Genomic DNA, 22751 nt, shown 5'->3' on the forward strand with positions numbered 1-22751 from the left:
ATTATAAATCAAGTATTTGGTTAGTTGTTCTTCTTAGGGTGAACCAGTTTCATCTCGTCTATTAAATGTTTTGCATCTGCAAACTTATCGATGATGAATAAAATGTATCTGGCATCCACCATAATGTTACGACAGATAGAAGGGTCATAGTAAATATCACTCATCGTTCCTTCCCATACACGGTCGAAATTTAAACCGATTAAATTACCGTATGCATCCACTGCCGGACTACCTGAATTACCTCCAGTTGTGTGGTTAGTCGCGATGAAATTTACAGGTAATTTTCCGTTGTCTGCATATTGACCATAATCTTTCGAATTATATAACTCTACTAATTTTTGAGGAACATCAAATTCGTAGTCACCAGGAACATATTTTTCCATAATTCCTTCTAAATGTGTTACTGGTTCGTAGTATGTAGCGTCTTTCGGGAAGTAACCATCCACTTTACCATAAGTAACTCTTAAAGTACTGTTTGCATCTGGGAATATGCGTGCATCTGGATATAACTCTAATTGAGCTTTCATGAAGGTACGTTGCAAAGCGTTTATTTCTCTGTCTAATTCTTCATATTTAGGAAGAATGTTTTGTTGGTAGTTTTGGAAGATCTCTCTCGCAAAAACATAGCCAGCATCGTTATTCAGATTTTCTAAAACTTGCTTGCTATCACCTTGAAGTAATTGTTGTAATCCTTCATATGATGTCAATTTACTCGTACTGTATATTTTTTTAGTAGTTGATGCAATGTCAATGTTCTTAAGAATTTCTGGCAAGAACTCTTGAGGTGCTTCTTTCGCGTATTTTCCTACAATAGCTTCAAATACTTTTTCATCTACAACTTTGCTGTAATTTTTATAAAAACGCTCTTGTCCTTTAACGATAGCATTCTTTTTATTTTCGAAAGCTTGTGTGTTATTCAAAGAGCTTTCAATAGCGTAAACTTTCCATGCAGCCGATAGTAATTCTGCATTTCGCAGCGCTACTTCAGTGTAGTAATCTTTACTTACCGCATAAGGAGTTATTTCTTTGTAAAGCTTTTCGAATTGAGGTAAAATATTTGCGTACTCTTTCGTCTTTTTATTTTTATTAGCTCTCTCTATAAAATCCTTTTCGAATGCTTGTTTAGCGGCAACAGCATTTGTTTTGTTTAAACCTAAGCTTTCTCCAATCCACTTTTTCCAGTAGTTAGCTGTACTTGCATACTTAGAGGCATATTGAATCTTTATCGCTTGATTAGCACGCATAAATTCATCAGTAATTTTAAGTGCCGTATCTCTAATTCCAATTCTCACAGGATTTAGATCATTTACAATTTGTTCAACAGCATACGAAGGCAAATACTCTTGAGTTCTTCCAGGATAACCAAAAACCATTGTAAAATCGCCATTTGATATACCATCTAATGAGATAGGGAAGTAGTACTTAGGAGTATATGGTACGTTATCTTTAGAGTATTCTGCAGGTCTGTTATTTTTGTCTGCATAAATACGGAAAAGAGAGAAATCTCCTGTGTGTCTAGGCCAAACCCAGTTGTCAGTATCTGAACCAAATTTACCAATTGATGATGGTGGAGCTCCAACTAAACGCACGTCTTTGAATGTCTCGGTTACAAATAGAATATATTGATTCCCTTCGAAGAATGATTTGATTTTATTCTCTTGCCATTCTTCTTTTGGAAAGTTTGCAATTGTCTTAGCAATGTTTTTATTGATTTTCTCTTTTTTGACTACTTCAGAGTCTTTGTCTTTTACTCCTGCTAATACTTGTTTTGTCACATCTTCGATGCGTACCATGAAAGTAACAACTAAGTTATCATTAGGAAGTTCATCTGCTTTTGTTTTAGCCCAGAATCCATTTGCTAAGTAGTCATTTTCTACTGATGAATGCGCTTGAATTTGACTGTAACCACAGTGGTGATTTGTAAGTAGTAACCCTTGTGGAGATATTACTTCAGAAGAACATCCTCCATTAAAATGCGGAACCGCATCTTTCATACTTGAGTTGTTTACATCGTAAATGTCTTGAACTGACATTTTCATACCTAGGCTTTGCATTTCTGTTTCGTTCATTCCTTTTAGAAGGGAAGGAACCCACATTCCACCTTGTTGCGCATAGATAGGCATAGCAACAAGAACAACAAGTGCCTTGAATAAATGTTTAATTTTTTGATTCATAAAAGTATTCGTTAGAATTGAATTTGCTGGCAAGATACAATTTTACAAGAGAAAGCTAAAATTGAAAATCGCATAAAGCATGTTTATAACAGGTGTTCTGTCATATAACCTAAGTGCGATTATACTATATAACAGTGATTGGTAATGACGTAATTTGTCATTACTGATCATCGAGTAGAGGGAGAGTTACTCTATAATGACGTTTGAATTTAACTGTTTACGATGTGAAATTATTAATAGTAGAGATAGAAATGCATAGTCAATAAATCTTCTGTTTTTGAAATGCTCAGGTAATTATTACCTGCAAGTGTTTGGATTTTGAGCTGTATAGGTTATTTTTGAATGAAAGGTTAGCGCACGTTGCTATCACTAATATAAATCGCAAACTAAAATGGATACATATACATTAAGTAATGGAGTCAAAATTCCTTCTGTAGGATTTGGAACTTGGAAAGCGGCTGAAGGAGAACAAGCAGTCAATGCTGTTCTACAAGCCTTAGAAGTAGGGTATAGACATATTGATACAGCATATTTCTATAAGAACGAAGTTAGTATCGGTAAGGCCATTCAATTATCAAATGTCAAGCGCGAAGAAATTTTTGTAACGACAAAGTTATGGAATGAGCATAGGGGATACGATCGTACATTAAAAGCTTTTCAGCATTCATTGGATAATTTACAATTAGCGTATATCGATTTATATTTAATTCATTGGCCAGCATCGAGTAATCAGTTTGCAGATTGGAAAGAAGTTAATGCTGATACTTGGAGAGCACTTGAGAAGCTTTACAAAGAGGGTAAAGTTCGCGCTATCGGTGTATGTAATTTTCATGAACATCACTTGCAAGCTCTGCTTGATGTAGCAGAGATAAAGCCGATGGTCAATCAAATAGAGTTTCATCCCGGTTTTATGCAAGAAGAGGTTGTTTCTTTTTGTGCAAAAAACGGTATACTCACTGAAGCATGGAGCCCAATCGGTAGAGGAAATGTTTTGGATAGTGAATTATTGCAGTCACTTGCTTTAAAGTACCATGTAACTGTTCCGCAATTATGTTTGCGATGGATATTACAAAAAGGGCATTTACCTTTGCCAAAATCGGTTACTTCCCATCGAATAAAAGAGAATTTAGACTTGTATCATTTTGAAATTGACAGCAAAGATGTTGTGTTAATTGATAAAATGTCCTATATTGGTGGTTCGGGATTGCATCCCGATCGTGTTGACTTCTAAATAAAGGAGGTCTTCAGTTACAGTATAATTATTAATTCATATAAAAAAGGTAAACAGATTCAATCTGTTTACCTTTTTAATTATAGGATATGTTGTAGTATTTTATCCGTGGCATTTTTATTTTTTAGAATAAATTGACTGGATATTTGACCAATTTTAGCTCTTTGACCTTCATCTTGTAGCAGATCGTTAAATGTATTATTTAGTTCGTTCTGATTGTGAATGACCTTGCATCCCCCTAAAGCTATCAAATCTTTTGCTTCTTGAAACTTATTGTATTTTGGACCTATAACAACTGGCACTCCAAAGGTAGCAGCTTCTAATACATTGTGTATCCCCGCTCCAAAACCTCCACCAACATAGGCAATATCTGCATAGCTGTATGCTTTAGTAAGCAGACTATAGGCATCAATTATATAGACGGTGTACTGACTGAGTATTTTACCTTTGTGCTCAGAGTGTAAAACAAGTGGCTTGTTAATGGCTTTAATGAGATTATTGATTTGCTCTTGTTTGATATTATGAGGTGCAAATATGAATTTTGTATTTGGATCTTCGTTATTATTAATATAATCGCAAATGAGTTTTTCGTCTTCTGGCCAAGAACTTCCCACTACCACAGTTTTACTGTTCTTGTCATTGGTAAACTGATCTAAGAAATCGAGAGTATTGCAATTGTCTAAGATTTGTGAAACTCTGTCAAATCTCGTATCCCCAACGATTTCGATGTTTTGGAAATGCAGTTGATTAAGTAGACGTTGCGAAGTGCTATTTTGAACAAAGAAATAAGTGAATGCTTTAAGAGCTTTGCGATAGAACCCTCCATACCACTTAAAAAACACTTGATCTTGTCTAAATATTCCCGAGATGAGGTAAGTGTTAATATTTCTTTTGTGTAGTTGATGTAAGTAGTTTGGCCAATACTCGTACTTTACAAAAAAGGCCTTTTCTGGATGTGTAATATCTAAGAACTTTGTTGTGTTGTGGATAGTATCCATTGGCAAATAGACTGTAACATCTGCAATAGTATTGTTTTTCTTTACTTCAAAACCTGATGGAGAAAAGAAAGTTAATACAATCTTGTAATCAGGATACGCTATCTTTAATTTCTCCATGACAGGTAATCCCTGTTCATATTCTCCTAATGAGGCAACGTGTATCCAAAATACTTTATCATTTTTTCCAATTTTGTCCTTCAATGTGATAAAAGATGTTTTTCTACCCTGTACAAAGAGTTTTATCTTTTTGTTGAATAGAGCTACAATATGCAAGATAAAAATAGCGCAATAGGTCAGTAAATTGTATAAATAAAACATAGAAATATCTTTATGTAGCGAAATTACGTTTCTTTTGAGAAAGATTGGACTTCGAACATAAGAATTTATTACTTTTGTAAGTGCAAATATATCTGGAATAAGTCTTCTAAATCATTGCTGTATAATTGTTGCGCATTGATAAAGAATATAAGATACTAAAGAATATTAGGATGAAAAAAATTCAAATGGTTGACTTGAAAAGTCAATATGAAGGAATTAAAGAGGAAGTAAATAAATCTTTACAAGAGATTTTAGAATCTTCAGCATTTATAAACGGACCTCAAGTACACTCTTTTCAAGCAAGTTTAGAGAAATACTTAGGTGTAAAACACGTGATTCCTTGTGCAAATGGTACAGATGCTTTACAAATCGCTATGATGGGCTTAGGTTTAAAACCTGGAGATGAGGTGATAACAGCAGATTTTACATTTGCAGCTACAGTAGAAGTGATTGGTTTGTTACAATTGACACCTGTGCTTGTGGATGTTTGTCCAGAGACATTTAATATATCAATTGATGCTTTAAAGAAAGCAATTACTCCAAAAACAAAAGCAATTGTTCCCGTTCATTTATTTGGACAGGTAGCTAATATGGAGGAAATCATGAAGGTAGCTAAAGAGCATAATTTGTATGTAATTGAGGACAATGCCCAAGGAATTGGAGCTACTTATACTTATAGCGATGGTACACAAGCTAAAACTGGTACAATTGGACATGTAGGTGCTACGTCATTTTTCCCATCTAAGAACTTAGGATGTTATGGGGATGGTGGTGCTATTTTCACAAATGATGATGAATTAGCTCACGTATTGAGAGGTATAGTTAATCACGGAATGTACGAACGCTATCACCATGATGTAATTGGAGTAAACTCTCGATTAGATAGTATGCAAGCAGCAGTATTAAATGCTAAATTGCCAAAATTAGATACATATAATGCAGCAAGACGTAAAGCTGCTCAACAATATTCTGCCGCTTTAGCTAATCATCCAAACGTGATTACTCCTAAAGTTGAAGGAGGAGAAGATGCTCACGTGTTTCACCAATATACACTACGCATTGTAAATGCTGATAGAAATGCCTTGATGGCTCATTTGCAGTCTAAAGATATTCCTTGTGCTATTTATTATCCAATACCATTACACAGTCAGAAAGCTTATTTAGACCCACGTTATAATGAAGCTGACTTCCCTGTTACTAATCAATTGGTGAAAGAAGTACTTTCTTTACCTATGCACTCTGAACTTGAGGAAGATCAAATAAAATTCATAACAGACGAAATAAAAGCTTTCTTAGGATAAGGTTTTAAACGATTTTAAATTGAAAAGACTACCAGTAAAATGGTAGTCTTTTTTTATCTATTGTTATTTGCGAGCTTTCTTTCATTTTTTGGGTAAGTAATTTGATTGACTGTAAATGAAACTAATCCGCATAACATTAGCGATATTGCAACTATGTTCATCGCTCCGTCATTTAAACTGTTTAAAAGCAATGATGTTAGAAATGTAAAAGCTAATTGAGATGCTCCAAAGAGCGCAGATGCTGTCCCAGATTCTAATTTGAATGGTGCCAATGCTAAAGTGGTTGTCGTTGGGAAAATCATTCCTAATGGCAGAACAAAAGTGAATAGAGGAATTAGTTGAATATAGATGCTAACATTTATTTCTATAAATAACCACAACAGCCCTGCAGATATAATCTGTATACTGGTACCAAGTCTTATAATGTCCTTGGGATCTAATCTCTTTCTCAAAATAGAGGAGGTTAAGAATGATCCAAGCATCAAACCGCAAGAATTAATCATAAAAATAAAGCTAAAAGTGGTACTGCTCAGCCCACCAGATTCCATTACCAAAACCGGTGAATTGGAAATGTATAGCATTAAGCAACTATAGGCTATACTGCCAATAATGGTGTAGGTGATGAAAGTTTTGTTTTCAAACAACCTTCCATAGTTTTTCAAGATTGATTTAACCTTTAAAGAAGGTACTCGCTGTGTACTATCTTCCCTTAGAAAGGAAGAAGTCATAAAGATACTTAATGTAGCAAAAAGTGCCATTGCTGTAAAGACATGTTGCCAATCAAAGTACTTTAGTATTACATTACCTAATACAGGTGCAATAATTGGAGCTATTCCTCCAATTAAAGCAAGAATACTGAATATTTTTAGAGTTTGATCTTTATCAAATCGCTTATTCACTATTGCTCTTGCAATTACAACACCTCCACTACTGCCAAATGCTTGCAAGAATCGATAAATCCACATCATCTCTATTTCTTGAACATAGATACAAGCTAAAGAGGAGATGATAAAAATTGATAAGGAGATTTGAATAGGTCTTTTACTACCGTACTTATCAGAAATAGGTCCCCAAAAGAGTTGACCAATAGCTAACCCTCCTAAAAAGGTGGATAGTGATATCTGTACTCTATTTATTTCGGTACTTAAATCATTTGCAATCTTTGGGAATGCAGGTAAATACATATCGATAGCTAATGGACCTAATGCAGTTAAGCTAACAAGTGTTAGGATTAGTATCCATTCTTGTAAAGAGAGTTTTTCCAAAATTTAATGAAATAGAAAATCCTTGGCCTAAAGCCAAGGATTGATTTATATTATTGTTTTTAGTAAGTTATGCAGAGTGTGTGTCTGCATCTTTGTCGATTTTTTTGATTAATCCCACTAATACTTTTCCTGGGCCTACTTCAGTAAATGATGTAGCTCCATCAGCAATCATTTGTTGTACAGATTGTGTCCATCTTACAGGTGCTGTTAATTGAACGATTAAGTTCTTTTTAATTTCTTCAGGGTTGCTTACAGCACTTGCAGTAACATTTTGGTATACTGGGCAAATTGGCTGATTGAAAGTAGTAGCTTCGATAGCTGCTGCTAATTCTTCTCTTGCAGGCTCCATCATAGGTGAGTGGAATGCTCCTCCAACAGGCAATAGTAATGCTCTTTTTGCCCCAGCTTCTTTTAGTGCTTCACAAGCTTTCTCTACAGCTGATGTTTCACCAGAAATCACTAATTGGCCTGGACAATTGTAGTTTGCTGCTACAACAACTCCGTCAATTTGGTTGCATACTTGTTCAACGATTGCATCTTCAAGACCTAAAACAGCAGCCATAGTTGACGGTTTTATCTCACATGCTTTTTGCATTGCCATAGCACGCTGTGAAACTAATTTTAAAGCATCTTCAAAAGCTAATGTACCATTTGCAACTAATGCTGAAAATTCTCCTAAAGAGTGACCAGCTACCATCTCTGGTTTAAAATCCCCTATTGTTTTAGCTAAAATAACAGAATGTAAGAATACTGCCGGTTGAGTTACTTTTGTTTCTTTTAATTGGTCTGCAGTTCCTTCAAACATGATATCTGTAATTCTGAAACCAAGGATTTCATTCGCTTTCTCAAACATTTCTTTTGCAAGGTCTGAGTTTTCGTATAAATCTTTACCCATTCCTGTAAATTGAGCTCCTTGTCCAGGAAATACATATGCCTTCATAAGTTTAGTTTTTAATTTGAAGAACAAAAATAAGCTATTTTTATTACTTTGATGTAATGCTATAAAAAAAGGTCATCTGATTTTCAGATGACCTTTTTATGGATATATGTTTTTAAGATTATTGGTAAACAGCGATTCTGTTATCTTCAATCTTAGCTCTGTCTTTAAGTACATTCATTGTTCTACCTTGAACTTGACTACGATCAGTATATTCTATTCTTGACTTATACGAATTAACATTGATGTCTGGTGCATTAGTAACACTTGTCGTTTTAATCATGTATACTCCACGTGCTCCATCGATAAGTTTAGAGTTTGTATTTACTTCAGTAGCAAAAGCAGTTCCAACAACTTGTGGTTCATAACCTGACATAGGAATTAAAGGTGCTTTAATCGTTACATCAGTTGTAGTAGCGATAGATGCATTTGAACTTTTAGATACTTCTTCTAAAGTAGCTCCTGTCATTTTAGCTCTAATGATTTTAGCTTTTTTCTCGTTCATTAAGATAGGTTCTACAGCCAATCTCGCTTCAGAAACAGAAGCTAAACCTGTGTTGTTAGTTGTAGTAACTTTGGCAATGATATGACCATCAGCATTATCAAAACGCTTGATATCTCCTTCTTTTGTGTTTTTGTTGAAAGCCCAAGTTCCAATAGCACGTTGTTGTCCAATACCAGGTAATTGATCTTGGAAAGGATGTAAAGTTACTTTTGTTTGTGTATCTAAGTTCATTTCTTTTGCTTTAGCGATAAAATCACCCGTAGCAGCAGCTTGTTCTAATGATGTAGCTTTGCTAAATACTTCATCAGCAGTAGCATCAGATACTTCAATTTTTCTAGCAATATTTGCTAATTTCACTCCTTCTTTTTTGTCCAACACCTGAATTACGTGGAAACCATATTCAGTTTCAGCAATTCCCATTTTACCTGTAGGGTTATTAAAGATGAAATCTTCAAAACCTTTAACCATTGTACCTTTTGAAATACCTTCGTATTTACCACCTTTTGCTTTTGATCCAGTATCCTCTGACTCTAATGCTGCAAGAGTTGCAAATGAAGATGAATCTGCTTGTACTTTAGCTAAGATTTCTTCAGCTTTTGCTTTAGCTGCTTCTTTTGTTCTTGTAGTATTTGCCATTTGAGCTCCTTCATATGTGATTAAGATATGAGCAGCATCAACTGAAGCTCCAGGTTTTTTATCTACTAATCTTGTTAAATAGTAGTAATCACCTAAGATATAAGGACCAAATACTTTATTAGGTTCAAGGTTGAATAATTCTTCTTGGAACTCTAAAGGCAAATCCTTTTTAGCATAATAAAGTGAATCATATGGTAAATCTGAATTAGCGATAACAAATGCTTCAACATTTTTTACCGTTCTAAATCCAGCAATTGTATCATTTTTGTTTGTTTCAGCGTTGTATTGAATACTTGGTTTTAAGAAACCTTCAATAACCTCTTTAACTTCTTCTTTATCTTTGTTTGATGGTAAGCTCGGAACGAAAGCATATTCAATTACACGAGTAGGTTCAGATTTGAATCTGTTTTCGTGTTTTTTCATATAGTCCAATATCTCAGCATCACTTACAGAAGCTTCTTCGTTGTTAATTGTAGAGTATGCAATAGTAACATAATCGAAAGATACTTTGCTATTATCTGTTTTATAAGCAAACTTAGCATCAAGGTCTGTTGTATATAGACCACCTTGAATAAGTGCAAAGTACATTTGTTGTAAACCAAATCTTTCTAAATCTTTTTCAAAGGCAAGCCATTGATTCCACATTTCTGGACCACCGCTTTTGAAAGACAGGATAAACTCGTTAAATTTTTGAGTGTTGAATTGCCCAGCTTCGTCAAGAAACTCTGGGTTGTTTGCAAATACTGGGTGACTTTTGGCAACGTTTACCAATTGCTCTTTCCCAATGCGCAAACCAAGTTTCTCTATCTCCTCATTTAGAAGGATAGTGCTCACTTGCTCGTTCCAAATAGTTTCGATAGCTTGGCTATTTGAAATCTGTTGTTGTTGCTCTAACTGTGCGACACGTTGAGAAAACTCTCTTGTATTAATTTCGTGACCATTAATTTTTCCTACGTTACGAGGTGGCGCTCCTGCACCAGTTCCTCTAACCACATCACCAACGATAAATGCTAATAATGCAATTCCAATTCCTGCAATTAACAGCGCAGATCTTTGTCTAATTTTTGATAAAACTGCCATGCTTTTCTATTATGTGTAATTTTTTTCAGTGAGCGAAAATACAATTATCTTATTAATAATAAAAGAGGTACTCTTATTATTTTAGTATTATTGATTGTTTTTTTTTAATTAATTAGTTTGAATTTTATAAAACTTTTCGCCTTTTTGTTTTTTTTGATTTTATTTTCGTCTTTTTACTTATAATTTATAAGTAAAAAGTACTACTTCTTAGTAGTACTTTTTGTATTGTTATTTTTAGTTTGTTCGTAACCTTCCATTCTCGTAACTGATTTTTTTCGAAAAAAGAACATAAAAACAGCTACTGCTGCTATAGCAATACCTAACCAAAAGATACCTTCGCCTTTAATGAATTTATCTACTACGTCGTAGACAAACAATATAGCGATAAAAAGGTAGAAATAGGGGATAATTCTTAATACTTTCATTTATTTTTCTTGTTTGATGCTTTCAGCATAACTGTTTTGTGCTTTTATTACGCTTAGTTTACTGTCGAAATCTATTCCTACTCCTGTGGTAAAGTTGTCTTTATCTGTTGATGCCTTATACTTGCCTTCCGTATATAACCAATCATTCTTTTGATCATAGTATAATTGATCAGATTCAAGTTTTTTACCATCTTGAGTAGTAATGACTACATTTCCTTGTAGGTCTATTAGCTCAGTCTTTGAATAGCTAATTGCATAGTCAGCTACTACCGTTGTTTTTTGATCGTTTTTGTCAATAAACGTAACATGAACGCCTTCTGGAAATTCAGTAAACTGATTTGCTACATTAGAGTAATCTAACATTTTGTCACTTACCAATATAGCTTTTACCCTTCCAGAATCTACATATTGAAGATAGATATTCTCTCCTTCTCCTCCAGGGAAAAAAGAAGTTCTGTTTAGGGATTGTATATTCTTGAAATTATCTTCACACGATGTCAATGCAAAAACTATCGCAAGTAGGGATACGGTAGTGACTATATTTTTTATTATTTGAGCCATCCAATATTACTATTCGAATCTTCTTCGTTTAAACCAAATGTCATTTAATGAGAACCCTACATTTATGCTAAAGTAGTTTTCTTTGATTAAACCATGACTGTCTTTTCCTCTCGATCCATATTCAAATCCGATATTTAGATTTGTAAGTGATCTACCTGGTAATGGTAGTCCAACACCAGCGGATACGGCATAATCATTGATTGATTGATTATTTAGCACTAAACCAGTATTTTCATATCTAAAACCTGCTCTATATACAACTTTGTTAAAGTAACTTGTAAAAGAGTTGTGTTTTGGAATGTAAAAACCTCCGATAGAATATCTTTTTGTATTTTCAAAGGCTGAGATTGGGGATACATTAGTACTTGTAGCAAGTTTGCTGTTTTCAATATAAGTAAACTGACCTCCAATAAACCATTTGAACTGTTTACCTATACCTGCTCCTAAGCTTAATTGTTGAGGATTAGTAATTTTTTCATCAGAGTCTACTGTGATAATCTGATCAATCATTCTATTTGGGTTATACACATCCCAAGTCTGTAACTTTGTTAGGTTATCAGTATTCCATTTTGTTTCTGGACTGTAGGTAATATTTGTTTGCCAATCATACCCATTTAATTTTCCTTCATATTGAGCTGATAGTTTCATTGCAAAACCTTTGTAATCAACTCTTCTCTTTTCGATTGTCTGAGTAGCTAATGCTATACCATCTCCACGGTCCTTGATCCAAGTAGCAATATCATTACTTGTATTTCCGAAGTGGTAACCAGCATCAATACCTAAGTGTAAGTGAGGAATTACTTCATAACCAGCACCAACAAATACTCTGTTCACACCGCCGTCACCATTATATGAATTTGTAGTTACTCTGTTGTTTTCGTCTGTGTGAATACCAGTAATTTTATAACCAACATTTGACTGAGGTTGTAAACCGAAAACCACACCTAATTTTTGAGTAATAATTGGTAATCCTATAGCAATATAATCGACAGATTGTCTTTTAACTGCATCAGTTTGTCCATTTGCTTTAAAATCATAGAACTTCGCTGTTGCTCCAATTGAAAATGCAGTGTGTTTTAATTTGCCATAAGAAGCAGGATTCTGTAAGTTAATATGGATACTGTCAGCATAAACACTAGTACCTCCCATAGCTCTATACTCATTTGTACCACTATAGTTTACATTTCCTATTCCGTAGAATGAATACGGAGTAGCTGTTCCTTGCTGAGCTATAGCTGCAGTTCCAAGAAGTAGGCTAAAGCCTAATAGAATTTTTTTTATCATTTTCAATTATGTATTGATATAAGGCGTTCAAACTTTCTAATAAAAAGTTTGAATTAGCAAATATTATATTTTTTAATCTTTTTGCCAAAAAAAGTGTGTCACCACCTGTTAAAATAATTGTTAAAGAAGGGTATAATTCTTTGTATTGGTTGATGATACCATCTATTTCGGAAACTATACCATTAATAACGCCTGAATGGATTGCTTTATTAGTGCTGTCGCCAATTAAATAATCGATATCTTCAAGCTTTAATAGTGGAAGTTTGGCTGTGTAATCGTTTAGAGATTTATATCGAAGTGAAAAACCTGGAGATATTGCCCCCCCAGTGTATTCATTTTTGTGATTAATAAAATCGTATGTAATGCAAGTGCCTATGTCAATGACTAACTTGTCTTGATTTGGATAAAGTAAAGAAGCTCCTGCAGAAAGTACAATCCTGTCAATCCCTAATGTGTTTGGAGTAGTGTAATTATTTATAAATGGCAAAGGAGATTGATGATTAATCACCATTAAATTGGTATTTTGTCTAAGCCAATCTAATTCACCTGTTGCTAATTTTCCTACTGATGATAGTATTGTCGGAGTATTTTTTGGTAGGTGAGTAAATTTTTTTTGAAAAAAAACAAGAAAATTTTCACCTTCAAAAGTGAATAGGTTTTCAAGTCTATTGTTTTCAAAGTGAGCTATTTTGGTTCTTGTATTGCCAATGTCGATGGTTAAAATCATTTCAGTTTTCTTAGAAAAGCCAAAGGTAGTGAATGATTTTTTTTATAAAAAGTTTTGGAAGTAATAAAATCTGTTCTATATTTGCAACCGCTTAAGAGAACAAGATTCTCGATTACTAAAAGGCAAAAAGGTGCCTTAGCTCAGTTGGTAGAGCAAAGGACTGAAAATCCTTGTGTCCCTGGTTCGATTCCTGGAGGCACCACTAAATTACCTTTTTAGTAAACATAAGAAATTGGGTGCCTTAGCTCAGTTGGTAGAGCAAAGGACTGAAAATCCTTGTGTCCCTGGTTCGATTCCTGGAGGCACCACTAAAATTTCTTATTTAAAAGCAACTGGTGCCTTAGCTCAGTTGGTAGAGCAAAGGACTGAAAATCCTTGTGTCCCTGGTTCGATTCCTGGAGGCACCACCAGAAAGCCGATACAGTAATGTATCGGCTTTTTTATTTTAGTATTTCTTGATTGTGAAGATGGGAATCAGGGATCAAGTACAAAAGTTGGGGATCAGTGGCAAAAGCTTTGGTCATCCAACGTATGCGTAACCATCGAAATGAATCCGTCTAAGCGTTTTTTATTGCGCAAAGGTATTGTTTGTGCTTAGGCTGTTTTAACTCCTTTAGGTTGCTTAAAATAGGGGGAAATCTCCATTTACCTATAATCTACTTAATAAGGAATGGAGTGGAGTATAAACTCTTAGTTTTTTGAGTGTAAATTATTAAATATGGCAAACAGGGTACTAACTCAATAATTGTTTGTGTTATGAGGTTGTTTGTTTACAAATATAGAATAGCAATTGTCAAATTACCATTCGTTTATTTTATTGGCATCTAATTTTAGAAAAATAAATAGTAATAGGGTAAAGGCTATTAAACTAGAACCTCCATATGAAAAAAATGGAAGTGGTACTCCAATGGTAGGAAATAGTCCAATTAGCATCGTAATATTAAATGCAAAGTGAATGAAAAGGAAACTAACAACGCAGTATCCGTAAACTCGATTGAATCTCTTTTTTTGATTTTCAGCTAAGTAAATTAGTCGAAAGAATAGAAAAACAAATAACACTATCACTACCGATGCACCTGCAAAACCCCATTCTTCACCTACAGTTGTAAAGATATAATCTGTATGCTGTTCTGGTACAAATCCACCTTTGGTCTGTGTACCTTCTAAGAAACCTGTTCCTGTCCAGTTTCCAGATCCGATTGCTATTTTAGATTGATTAAGGTTGTAGCCCTCGGCTTGTAGGTTTACGTTTTCGCCTAATAATACGTTGATACGATCCTTTTGATGGGGTTCAAGTACATTGTCATATACGTAATCTACAGAAAATACAAACCCTGAAGTGAAAATAGCTAATATGATATATATAAAAGGGTTTCGGTTGATACTCTTGTTGAAATAGAAGTGCAAACTTGCTATAATAATTATTGTAGCAATGATAATAGCAGGTTTAACTACGAGGGCTGCGATGAATAGGACGACAGTTATAAATCCTGTCCATAGGTACCAACTTGGTAGTCCCTCTCGATATAACACAAAAATTAGTGAGGCAAATAACATTGCACTACCTGTATCGTGTTTTAGGATTAACAAGGTTGGGATAGCAATAATTGTAAGTGCGACTAATTGTTCTTTGAAAGTGTTTAAATGACCTTGGTTATCGGATAAATATTTAGCTAATAGCAAAGCAGTCGTGGTCTTTACAAATTCAGAAGGCTGAATACCAAATCCTGCAATCGAATACCAGTTGGTTTGCCCTTTTACTGATTTACCAAAGAAGAATAACCCAATGATTGACAGAAGTCCAATGATGTAAAATATTAATGCATATTTCTCATAGAATTTGGCATCTATGGAAAGTATCAAAATGATAATAGGAAATGTGAGTATAATAAATATTAGTTGACGACCATATATTTGATTAAGGTCAAACATAGAGGTTGGTTCGGCAGGTAGTGATGCTGAATAAATAGTAAACCACCCTGCTATTACTAATAAGAAATATAGGAGTACTGTTAACCAGTCTATATTTTTTTGTACACTAACACTTCTCATTATTTTTTACTTTTTTCTGCAAGTTTATATAGTTGTAATACTTTGTCGTATTCAGATTGAAGACTACCTTCAAGCATTCTTGTTTCTAAATCTTTTCTTACAATCTCATTTAATAAATATTTTTGAACCATTAAGCTGGTAATAGGAGCAGCCCATCTTGACCCCCAATATCCATTTTCAATAAAAACGGCTATAGCTATTTTCGGATCATCTTTTGGAGCAAAGGCAACGAAAACAGAGTGGTCAGTTAATTGGTAGCGTTTTCCGTTAATACGAGTAAAGTTTTCTACTGTTCCTGTTTTACCACACATATCAAGTTGTTCTACTGCAACAGATCGTCCTGTACCTGTTTTAAACACTTCATTCATTCCCTCGATAACAGGTTCAAAGTGTTTTGGATCAATTGTTGTTTGATTTTTTGTAACGAATTTTTTATCGATTTTATGGTGTTCGATCCCCTTAATGATGTGAGGTGTATAGTAGTAACCTTTATTGGCAACAGCAGCTACAACATTAGCAAGTTGCATAGGAGTCATAATTACTTCGCCCTGTCCGATTGAATTGGATATGGTTGTTGTACTTTTCCATGCACCATTTGGATACCATCTATCGTAATAGTCTGAATCAGGAATGTGACCTTTTCTTCCTTCAGGTAAGTCGTATCCTAAGAATTGACCCAGCCCAAAACTTTGTAGATGCTTATTCCAAGCGTTAATTCCATCAGCGGGTTTTTTATATTTTTCAATTATGCGCTTATAGGTTTGGGCAAAGAAGGTGTTACACGATTTAGCTGTAGCTACGTGTAAGTTCCAGTTACCACTATCGTGGCATCCCATCCAAGCACCTTTACCGTAGTAGAATCCTCTGCTGCAACTAAAAGTCGTATGTTGATTTATAACTCCTTCTTGAAGACCTATTAAACCAGTTAGTATTTTAAAAGGAGATCCTGGAGAATATTCTCCAGAAAGAACTCTATTATACAGTGGCTTAGCTAATGAGTCATTGTAAAGTTTGGTGTAATTCTTTGATCTTTCTCGGCCAACTAATAGACCTGGATCGTAGGTAGGTGCATTGATAAGGGCTAATATCTCACCAGACTTTGGTTCTATAGCAACAATACCGCCTCTTTTGTTTTGCATTAAAAGCTCACCATATGCTTGTAATTCACTATCAATAGTAAGGGTAATATCATCTCCTTTTAATGCAATAGTGTCATAGATTCCATTTTTAAAAGAACCTATTTCTCGATTAAATCGATCTCTTTGGATATACTTTACCCCTTTAGAACCTCTTAGGACTTCTTCGTATTGTTCTTCGACTCCTTGGATACCAATGAGGTCGCCAGGTCTATAGTAAGGGTTTGATTTTATGTTTAAGTCATTAACCTGTCTAATGTATCCAAATATATTAGCACCGTGATTTACCTGATAATCTCTCAGTGAACGCTTTTGAATATAGAATCCGTTAAAGTGTCTAATTTTTTCTTGGAACGCAGCATATTCTGCCTTGCTTAATTGAGGTAGAAATATAGAAGGTAGCCTTGGGCTATAAATAGTAGCTTTGCTAAGTTTTGAGTCAAATTCTTCTTTAGTTACATCTAATAATTTACAAAGGGCTAATGTATCAATATTAGTGACCTCTCGCGGTATTACCATGATGTCATATGACGGTTGATTGGCAACTAATAGTTTTCCATTTCTATCAAATATATATCCTCGTTCAGGGTATTCATATACAATTTTCAGAGCGTTGTTCTCTGATTTTTTGATGTAGGTATCATCAATGATTTGTAAATAAAATAAACGAGAGAGTATTACGATAGTAACAACTGTAATTATTAGCGGTAAAAGAAATTTTCTCATTTTTTAGAAGGCTTTATTAGATAGATGATTAGGACACTACATAATAAAGTAGTTATCATTGTGATTATTGTTCTTGAAAGAATTTCTAAAACAAAACTAAACCTAAATAGCTCCAATGCAAATAAAGTAATATTGTGTACTAATATGCTTATTGATATGTAGCTGAATACTTCTAATGAATTAAAGATGTCTTTTGTTACTTTTTTTAGAATATTTAAGTTGTGATATTGATAACTAATACCAAAAGAGAACTTCAATATCATTGGACGTGCAAAAGCAAGAATTAGTGATGCTGCAGCGTGTATACCAGCTGAGTTGATAAACATATCTACTGCCAGCCCTAATAAGAAACTCGTTAAGTATAATAAAGCTTTATTACCACTTGAAGGATACAAAATGATAAATAAAATATAGGGGAAAGGGTTGATAGATCCAAACAAATCAATATTGTTGAATATCAGAACCTGTACTAAGAGTAAAGTTATAAAACGGCCTATATTTGATAATACAATACTATTCATCTTCTAATCCCTCTTCTAAAGTGTTAATCTCTTCTACGTAGTTGTTTTTGATAATGTAAACATACCCTAAATTAGTCATATCATTGAATAATCTAACTGATATGGTAAAATAGTTTGAACTAGCAGTTGTATATGCTTTTTCAATAACCCCAATCGGTATGTTTTCAGGGAATATTTTAGAGATACCTCCTGTAACAATTGTATCTCCTTTATAAATTTCGGCCAATCTTGGAATATCAGTAAGATTCACATAACCTGTATTTTTTCCATCCCATTCTAAAGTTCCAAAATGATTAGAACCTTTGATTTTAGCATTGATTTTTGATTTTACGTTTAAGATACTTTGTACAGTAGAATAATTATTAGATGACTTTTCAATAATTCCTATAACACCGTTGCTATTAATAACCCCAAGATCTTTTTGGATTCCTTGTTTAGAACCTCCTTTGATTGTTAGGTAATTTTCTTTAGTATTAAATGAATTTCGAATAACCTTAGCGACAAGAATAGAGTATTCATCTGTTTCGCTTGGCTGCAGTTTGGCTATTTCTAAAGAGTCTTTGTCTGTCAGATTGTTGTAAACGATTGTCTTTAAATATGCATTCTCTAAAACCAGAGCGTCATTCTCTGATTTTAGATGCATATATTCTTTTAAATCATTTACATTTTCATAGACATAGCCAGTTACTCCATTCGCTGAACTGATAAAAGAACTTCTATGAAAAGTATGTGTTCTAATAATAAAAGCAAATGATATTAGTAAAAGCAGCAAAAACAGTAGCTTAGTACTGTTTTTTATAAAGAAGTTAAATATTTGCTGCATAGTATATTATTTACTTGATAAGTACACTTTTATATTTGTCAATGTTTTTGATAGCTAGTCCAGTACCACGTACAACTGCTCTTAATGGATCTTCTGCAATATAAACAGGTAAGTCTGTTTTTTGAGAGATTCTCTTGTCTAATCCTCTAAGCATTGAACCTCCACCTGCTAAATAGATTCCTGTATTATAAATATCAGCAGCTAATTCTGGTGGTGTTTGTGATAATGTTTCCATTACAGCATCTTCAACGCGTTGAATAGATTTGTCAAGTGCTTTAGCAATTTCGCGGTATGATACAGTAACTTGTTTTGGTTTACCAGTTAACAAATCACGCCCTTGTACTAACATATCTTCTGGAGGAGTTTCTAAATCTTCAGTAGCAGCTCCAATTTGTATTTTAATTTTTTCTGCAGTACTTTCTCCAACAAATAAGTTGTGTTGTGTACGCATATAATAGATAATATCGTTTGTGAATACGTCCCCTGCGATTTTTACAGATTTATCGCAAACAATACCTCCAAGAGCAATAACTGCAATCTCAGTTGTACCTCCACCTATATCAACAATCATATTACCTTTTGGTTGCATGATATCTACACCAATACCAATAGCGGCAGACATAGGTTCATGTATAAGGTAAACCTCTTTACCATTCACTCGCTCACAAGATTCTTTTACCGCACGCATCTCTACTTCTGTAATACCTGAAGGAATACAAACAATCATGCGTAAAGCCGGTGTAAACATTTTTTTTCTTAATGCTGGAATGCTTTTGATAAAGAGGCTTATCATTTTTTCTGATGCATCAAAATCAGCAATAACTCCGTCTTTTAATGGGCGGATTGTTTTGATATTTCCATGGGTTTTCCCCTGCATTAAACTCGCTTCTTTTCCTACTGCAATTATTTTACCCGTTGTTCTGTCACGAGCTACAATAGAAGGGTTGTCAACAACAACTTTCCCATCGTGAATGATTAGAGTGTTCGCTGTACCTAAATCGATAGCGATATCCTCTGTCATAAAATCAAAAAATCCCATACAATTAAATGGCTTTTAGAGTTAATAATTTTGTTTGCTATACAAAAGTAATAAATTAATGTTTAAAATGACGCGTTCCAGTAAATACCATCGCGATATTGTTTTCATTACAATAATTTACACTTAATTCATCTTTAATCGAGCCTCCTGGTTGGATAACAGATGTAATACCAGCGTGATCTGCAATCTCTACACAATCAGGGAAAGGAAAGAATGCATCGCTTGCCATTACTGCTCCTTTTAAGTCAAAGTTAAAAGAGTTTGCTTTTTCAATTGCTTGACGCAATGCATCAACTCTTGAGGTTTGACCAGTACCAGAAGCACATAATTGTTTGTTTTTAGCAATAACAATTGTGTTTGACTTTGTGTGTTTACAGATTTTTGAAGCAAATAACAAGTCTTCTATTTCTTGTTCAGAAGGCTTTGAGTTAGTAACGTTAGTTAAATGCTCTTTAGTATCAGTAACATTATCTTTATCTTGAACTAAGATACCATTTAAACAAGTTCGAATTTGTTTTTTCGGTAACTCCACTTCATTTATTACTAAGATAATTCTATTTTTCTTTTCTTTAAGGATTTCTATAGCTTCATTTTCGTAAGATGGTGCAATTACTACCTCGCAGAAAAGTTGATTGATTTCTTCAGCAGTTTCTTTATCTATTTTTCCATTTGCAATAAGCACACCTCCAAAAGCTGATGTTGGATCTCCAGCTAAAGCATCAATATAGGCCTCTTTCATGGTGTTTCTTTGTGCAACTCCACAAGCATTGTTGTGTTTTAGTATTGCAAAGGTTGGTTGCTCTCCTTGAAATTCCTTCATTAAGTTAACCGCTGCGTCCACATCGAGAAGGTTGTTGTATGAAAGTTCTTTTCCATTTAACTTTTGGAATAGGGAATCGAAGTCTCCGAAGAACTGTCCTTTTTGATGAGGATTTTCACCATATCTCAGCTCTATTCCATTATCTACACTTATTTTTAATGTAGATTCTTGCTCATTAAAATAGTTAAAGATAGCACTATCATAGTGAGATGAGGTGTGAAATGCTTTAGTTGCAAGATATCTTCTTTGCTCTAAAGAAGTTTGTCCATTATTTTCTTGAATCATATTCAAAAAGATATTGTACTCATTAACTGAGGCAACAATAACAGTGTCTTTAAAGTTTTTTGCAGCAGCTCTAATTAGCGAAATACCTCCAATATCTATTTTTTCAATAATATCGGCTTCGTTTGCACCCGATGCAACAGTTTTTTCGAAAGGATATAAATCAACAATTACAAGATCAATTTGAGGAATATCAAATTCTTTCATCTGAGCAACGTCTCCTTCGTGATCTTGTCTATTTAAGATCCCTCCAAATATTTTTGGGTGTAAAGTTTTTACTCGACCTCCTAAGATTGAAGGATATGAAGTGATGTCTTCTACTGCTACTACTGGTATTCCTAAGTCTTTGATAAAAGTTTCAGTTCCCCCAGTAGAGTAAATTACTACGTTGTTTTTATGTAATTCTCTTACAATAGGTTCAAGACCATTTTTATCAAACACAGAAATTAGTGCTGAATTGATTTTTTTAGTTGTGTTCATTGTTGTGTGTTATTAATGAACGGCAAAAGTAAGTATTGTAATGATAATTCTAAAGTATATAATTGAAGTTTTCTATTATTTGAGAAGTTTTTTTTTATTTTTTATCTTTAGAGTATAAATGCTGTTACATCTTTACTTTTGTAGTATATAAAAACCAACATGATTCTATATTTTAGACTTCTAATGAGTAGTTTTCAATTTGCAGTGAATGCTTTGAAAACCAATAAGCTAAGAACCGTATTGTCTCTTTTAGGAGTCACAGTTGGTATTTTTTCTATAATTGCTGTACTTGCTGCTGTAGATTCCCTTGACAAAAATATTAAGAAAGAATTGAGTGGTTTTGATTTGAACATGATTTATGTTTTTAATCATTCTTTTGGCCCTGTAGATATTCCGAGGTGGAAAATAGATCAATACCCTAAAATGAAGTACGAGGAGTTTGATTTTTTAAAGCGTAATGTGCAGGGGGTAGAGTATATTTCTTATAATATTTTTACTAAAAGTGAGATGCTTAAGTACGGTGCTAATTACGCCAATGACGTAAGTATGCAGATTGGAGGTAGTGATTTGCAGTTTCTGGATAATGTAAAAATATCTAATGGTAGGTTTTTCAATGAATCAGAGGCTACAAATGGAGCTTACGTGGTGGTTTTAGGTGCAGAAGTAGCTAAGACACTATTTGGTGATCTTGATCCTATTGGTAAAACGATTCGCTTGTATAGCCGTAATTTTCGGGTTATTGGAACAATTGATAAACAGGGAGCCAGTACTTTTGGTTCGAGTTTAGACGATAGGGCTTATATTCCTGTGAATGTTGTTCGTTTATTGTATGGAGACAATGTTTCAACTTTTACACCTGTGGTCGTACTAAAACCATTTAAAGGCGTTGAGATTAAGGAGTTTGAAGACGAGATACGTTCTAAGTTGCGATTGTTTAGAGGAATGAAAGCTGGGGAGGAAGATAATTTCTTTGTTAATGTATTTGGGGGAATGCTTGACTTTATCGATACTATAATTGGGCGAATGAATGTCGTAGGGTGGATTATTAGTGGGTTTTCACTCTTAGTTGGAGGTTTTGGTATTGCAAATATTATGTTCGTTTCTGTGAAGGAGAGAACGCATTTGATAGGAGTACAAAAAGCAATAGGAGCAAAGAAGAAAACTATTTTATTACAATTTTTATTTGAAGCCGTTATTTTAGCATTAATAGGCGGAGTTATCGGGCTACTTTTGGTTTGGATTATCGCCTTGTTAGTTACTACTTTTTCAAGCTTTGTACTAACACTTAGTATTGCAAACATAGCTATAGGATTATCCCTATCTGGTTTGATAGGTATTTTGTCTGGGTATTTACCAGCTCGATCAGCTGCAAGGTTAGATCCAGTGGAAGCGATAAGAACAGGAATGTAAAAAAAAAGCATCCATATTAT

18 protein-coding genes and 3 tRNA genes are annotated in these 22751 nt (G+C 34.0%); 6 read left to right on the top strand and 15 right to left on the bottom strand.

Features of this window, described 5'->3' with window-relative positions:
* Positions 1 to 20 precede the first annotated feature (20 nt).
* On the bottom strand, positions 21 to 2174 hold the full coding sequence (locus GOQ24_RS13420) for a S46 family peptidase (RefSeq protein WP_160339928.1): 2154 nt from the start codon (positions 2172 to 2174) through the stop codon (positions 21 to 23).
* A gap of 391 nt (positions 2175 to 2565) precedes the next feature.
* Between GOQ24_RS13420 and GOQ24_RS13425 the strand changes: the two genes are divergently transcribed.
* Positions 2566 to 3405: an aldo/keto reductase gene (locus GOQ24_RS13425; protein ID WP_160339929.1), complete on the top strand. Its 840-nt coding sequence runs from the start codon at positions 2566 to 2568 to the stop codon at positions 3403 to 3405.
* Positions 3406 to 3485: 80 nt separating this feature from the next.
* Here the strand turns inward: GOQ24_RS13425 and GOQ24_RS13430 are convergent, their stop codons facing one another.
* The gene (locus tag GOQ24_RS13430) at positions 3486 to 4721 is read right to left on the bottom strand and encodes a 3-deoxy-D-manno-octulosonic acid transferase (RefSeq protein WP_160339930.1); all 1236 of its coding nucleotides are present in this window, start codon (positions 4719 to 4721) and stop codon (positions 3486 to 3488) included.
* Positions 4722 to 4891: 170 nt separating this feature from the next.
* Between GOQ24_RS13430 and GOQ24_RS13435 the strand changes: the two genes are divergently transcribed.
* Positions 4892 to 6022, top strand: a complete 1131-nt coding sequence (locus GOQ24_RS13435) for a DegT/DnrJ/EryC1/StrS family aminotransferase (protein ID WP_160339931.1) — start codon at positions 4892 to 4894, stop codon at positions 6020 to 6022.
* Between the two features lie 53 nt (positions 6023 to 6075).
* On the opposite strand, the gene GOQ24_RS13440 is transcribed toward GOQ24_RS13435, so the two are convergent.
* The 7 genes from GOQ24_RS13440 to GOQ24_RS13470 form a co-directional block, all read right to left on the bottom strand.
* Positions 6076 to 7287: a multidrug effflux MFS transporter gene (locus GOQ24_RS13440; RefSeq protein WP_160339932.1), complete on the bottom strand. Its 1212-nt coding sequence runs from the start codon at positions 7285 to 7287 to the stop codon at positions 6076 to 6078.
* Positions 7288 to 7354: 67 nt separating this feature from the next.
* Positions 7355 to 8227, bottom strand: coding sequence for an ACP S-malonyltransferase (gene fabD, locus GOQ24_RS13445; RefSeq protein WP_155091154.1), 873 nt, complete (start codon positions 8225 to 8227; stop codon positions 7355 to 7357).
* A gap of 118 nt (positions 8228 to 8345) precedes the next feature.
* Positions 8346 to 10445 carry a peptidylprolyl isomerase gene (locus GOQ24_RS13450; protein ID WP_160339933.1) on the bottom strand — a complete coding sequence of 700 codons (2100 nt, stop codon included), beginning with the start codon at positions 10443 to 10445 and terminating at the stop codon, positions 8346 to 8348.
* A gap of 200 nt (positions 10446 to 10645) precedes the next feature.
* Positions 10646 to 10870, bottom strand: coding sequence for a hypothetical protein (locus GOQ24_RS13455; protein ID WP_155091152.1), 225 nt, complete (start codon positions 10868 to 10870; stop codon positions 10646 to 10648).
* Positions 10871 to 11431: an LPS export ABC transporter periplasmic protein LptC gene (lptC, locus tag GOQ24_RS13460; protein ID WP_155091151.1), complete on the bottom strand. Its 561-nt coding sequence runs from the start codon at positions 11429 to 11431 to the stop codon at positions 10871 to 10873.
* Positions 11432 to 11440: 9 nt separating this feature from the next.
* A complete protein-coding gene (locus tag GOQ24_RS13465) occupies positions 11441 to 12715 on the bottom strand; it encodes a hypothetical protein (RefSeq protein ID WP_155091150.1) in 1275 nt (424 codons plus the stop codon).
* Entirely contained in the window at positions 12687 to 13442 is a 756-nt protein-coding gene (locus GOQ24_RS13470; RefSeq protein ID WP_155091149.1) for a type III pantothenate kinase, read from the bottom strand. The genes GOQ24_RS13465 and GOQ24_RS13470 overlap by 29 nt, the downstream gene beginning before the upstream one ends.
* Positions 13443 to 13571: 129 nt before the next feature.
* On the opposite strand from GOQ24_RS13470, the gene GOQ24_RS13475 reads away from it, so the two are divergent.
* From GOQ24_RS13475 to GOQ24_RS13485, 3 genes are all read left to right on the top strand, one after another.
* Positions 13572 to 13644: transfer RNA gene (locus tag GOQ24_RS13475), tRNA-Phe, on the top strand.
* A 33-nt stretch (positions 13645 to 13677) separates the two neighbouring features.
* Positions 13678 to 13750: transfer RNA gene (locus tag GOQ24_RS13480), tRNA-Phe, on the top strand.
* Between the two features lie 26 nt (positions 13751 to 13776).
* A tRNA-Phe gene (locus GOQ24_RS13485) sits at positions 13777 to 13852 on the top strand.
* A 388-nt stretch (positions 13853 to 14240) separates the two neighbouring features.
* On the opposite strand, the gene rodA is transcribed toward GOQ24_RS13485, so the two are convergent.
* Genes rodA through purH form a run of 6 tightly spaced genes read right to left on the bottom strand, consistent with a single transcriptional unit; the run spans position 14241 to position 21321 of the window.
* Entirely contained in the window at positions 14241 to 15494 is a 1254-nt protein-coding gene (gene rodA, locus GOQ24_RS13490) for a rod shape-determining protein RodA (RefSeq protein WP_155091148.1), read from the bottom strand.
* Positions 15494 to 17356 carry a penicillin-binding protein 2 gene (gene mrdA / locus GOQ24_RS13495; RefSeq protein WP_155091147.1) on the bottom strand — a complete coding sequence of 621 codons (1863 nt, stop codon included), beginning with the start codon at positions 17354 to 17356 and terminating at the stop codon, positions 15494 to 15496. The genes rodA and mrdA overlap by 1 nt, the downstream gene beginning before the upstream one ends.
* Positions 17353 to 17877: a rod shape-determining protein MreD gene (locus tag GOQ24_RS13500; protein WP_155091146.1), complete on the bottom strand. Its 525-nt coding sequence runs from the start codon at positions 17875 to 17877 to the stop codon at positions 17353 to 17355. The genes mrdA and GOQ24_RS13500 overlap by 4 nt, the downstream gene beginning before the upstream one ends.
* Positions 17870 to 18700: a rod shape-determining protein MreC gene (gene mreC, locus GOQ24_RS13505; protein WP_155091145.1), complete on the bottom strand. Its 831-nt coding sequence runs from the start codon at positions 18698 to 18700 to the stop codon at positions 17870 to 17872. The genes GOQ24_RS13500 and mreC overlap by 8 nt, the downstream gene beginning before the upstream one ends.
* A 10-nt stretch (positions 18701 to 18710) precedes the next feature.
* Positions 18711 to 19739, bottom strand: coding sequence for a rod shape-determining protein (locus GOQ24_RS13510; protein WP_155091144.1), 1029 nt, complete (start codon positions 19737 to 19739; stop codon positions 18711 to 18713).
* A 55-nt stretch (positions 19740 to 19794) separates the two neighbouring features.
* Positions 19795 to 21321, bottom strand: coding sequence for a bifunctional phosphoribosylaminoimidazolecarboxamide formyltransferase/IMP cyclohydrolase (gene purH / locus GOQ24_RS13515; protein ID WP_160339934.1), 1527 nt, complete (start codon positions 21319 to 21321; stop codon positions 19795 to 19797).
* 159 nt (positions 21322 to 21480) lie between these two features.
* Here purH and GOQ24_RS13520 point away from each other — a divergent pair, with 159 nt between their 5' ends.
* The gene (locus tag GOQ24_RS13520) at positions 21481 to 22731 is read left to right on the top strand and encodes an ABC transporter permease (protein WP_155091142.1); all 1251 of its coding nucleotides are present in this window, start codon (positions 21481 to 21483) and stop codon (positions 22729 to 22731) included.
* Positions 22732 to 22751 lie beyond the last annotated feature (20 nt).

The sequence above is a fragment of the Myroides sp. LoEW2-1 genome (genome assembly GCF_009767705.1).
In the GTDB taxonomy this organism is placed as follows: domain Bacteria; phylum Bacteroidota; class Bacteroidia; order Flavobacteriales; family Flavobacteriaceae; genus Flavobacterium; species Flavobacterium album_A.

What these genes read in the sequence shown, in the direction of transcription:
- fabD (WP_155091154.1), bottom strand. Translation starts at nt 8,227, where the DNA reads ATGAAGGCATATGTATTTCCTGGACAAGGAGCTCAATTTACAGGAATG.
- mreC (WP_155091145.1), bottom strand. Translation starts at nt 18,700, where the DNA reads ATGCAGCAAATATTTAACTTCTTTATAAAAAACAGTACTAAGCTACTG.
- GOQ24_RS13420 (WP_160339928.1), bottom strand. Translation starts at nt 2,174, where the DNA reads ATGAATCAAAAAATTAAACATTTATTCAAGGCACTTGTTGTTCTTGTT.
- GOQ24_RS13465 (WP_155091150.1), bottom strand. Translation starts at nt 12,715, where the DNA reads ATGATAAAAAAAATTCTATTAGGCTTTAGCCTACTTCTTGGAACTGCA.
- GOQ24_RS13470 (WP_155091149.1), bottom strand. Translation starts at nt 13,442, where the DNA reads ATGATTTTAACCATCGACATTGGCAATACAAGAACCAAAATAGCTCAC.
- GOQ24_RS13520 (WP_155091142.1), top strand. Translation starts at nt 21,481, where the DNA reads ATGATTCTATATTTTAGACTTCTAATGAGTAGTTTTCAATTTGCAGTG.
- rodA (WP_155091148.1), bottom strand. Translation starts at nt 15,494, where the DNA reads ATGAGAAGTGTTAGTGTACAAAAAAATATAGACTGGTTAACAGTACTC.
- GOQ24_RS13510 (WP_155091144.1), bottom strand. Translation starts at nt 19,739, where the DNA reads ATGGGATTTTTTGATTTTATGACAGAGGATATCGCTATCGATTTAGGT.
- lptC (WP_155091151.1), bottom strand. Translation starts at nt 11,431, where the DNA reads ATGGCTCAAATAATAAAAAATATAGTCACTACCGTATCCCTACTTGCG.
- GOQ24_RS13430 (WP_160339930.1), bottom strand. Translation starts at nt 4,721, where the DNA reads ATGTTTTATTTATACAATTTACTGACCTATTGCGCTATTTTTATCTTG.
- purH (WP_160339934.1), bottom strand. Translation starts at nt 21,321, where the DNA reads ATGAACACAACTAAAAAAATCAATTCAGCACTAATTTCTGTGTTTGAT.
- GOQ24_RS13500 (WP_155091146.1), bottom strand. Translation starts at nt 17,877, where the DNA reads ATGAATAGTATTGTATTATCAAATATAGGCCGTTTTATAACTTTACTC.
- GOQ24_RS13425 (WP_160339929.1), top strand. Translation starts at nt 2,566, where the DNA reads ATGGATACATATACATTAAGTAATGGAGTCAAAATTCCTTCTGTAGGA.
- GOQ24_RS13450 (WP_160339933.1), bottom strand. Translation starts at nt 10,445, where the DNA reads ATGGCAGTTTTATCAAAAATTAGACAAAGATCTGCGCTGTTAATTGCA.
- GOQ24_RS13435 (WP_160339931.1), top strand. Translation starts at nt 4,892, where the DNA reads ATGAAAAAAATTCAAATGGTTGACTTGAAAAGTCAATATGAAGGAATT.
- mrdA (WP_155091147.1), bottom strand. Translation starts at nt 17,356, where the DNA reads ATGAGAAAATTTCTTTTACCGCTAATAATTACAGTTGTTACTATCGTA.
- GOQ24_RS13455 (WP_155091152.1), bottom strand. Translation starts at nt 10,870, where the DNA reads ATGAAAGTATTAAGAATTATCCCCTATTTCTACCTTTTTATCGCTATA.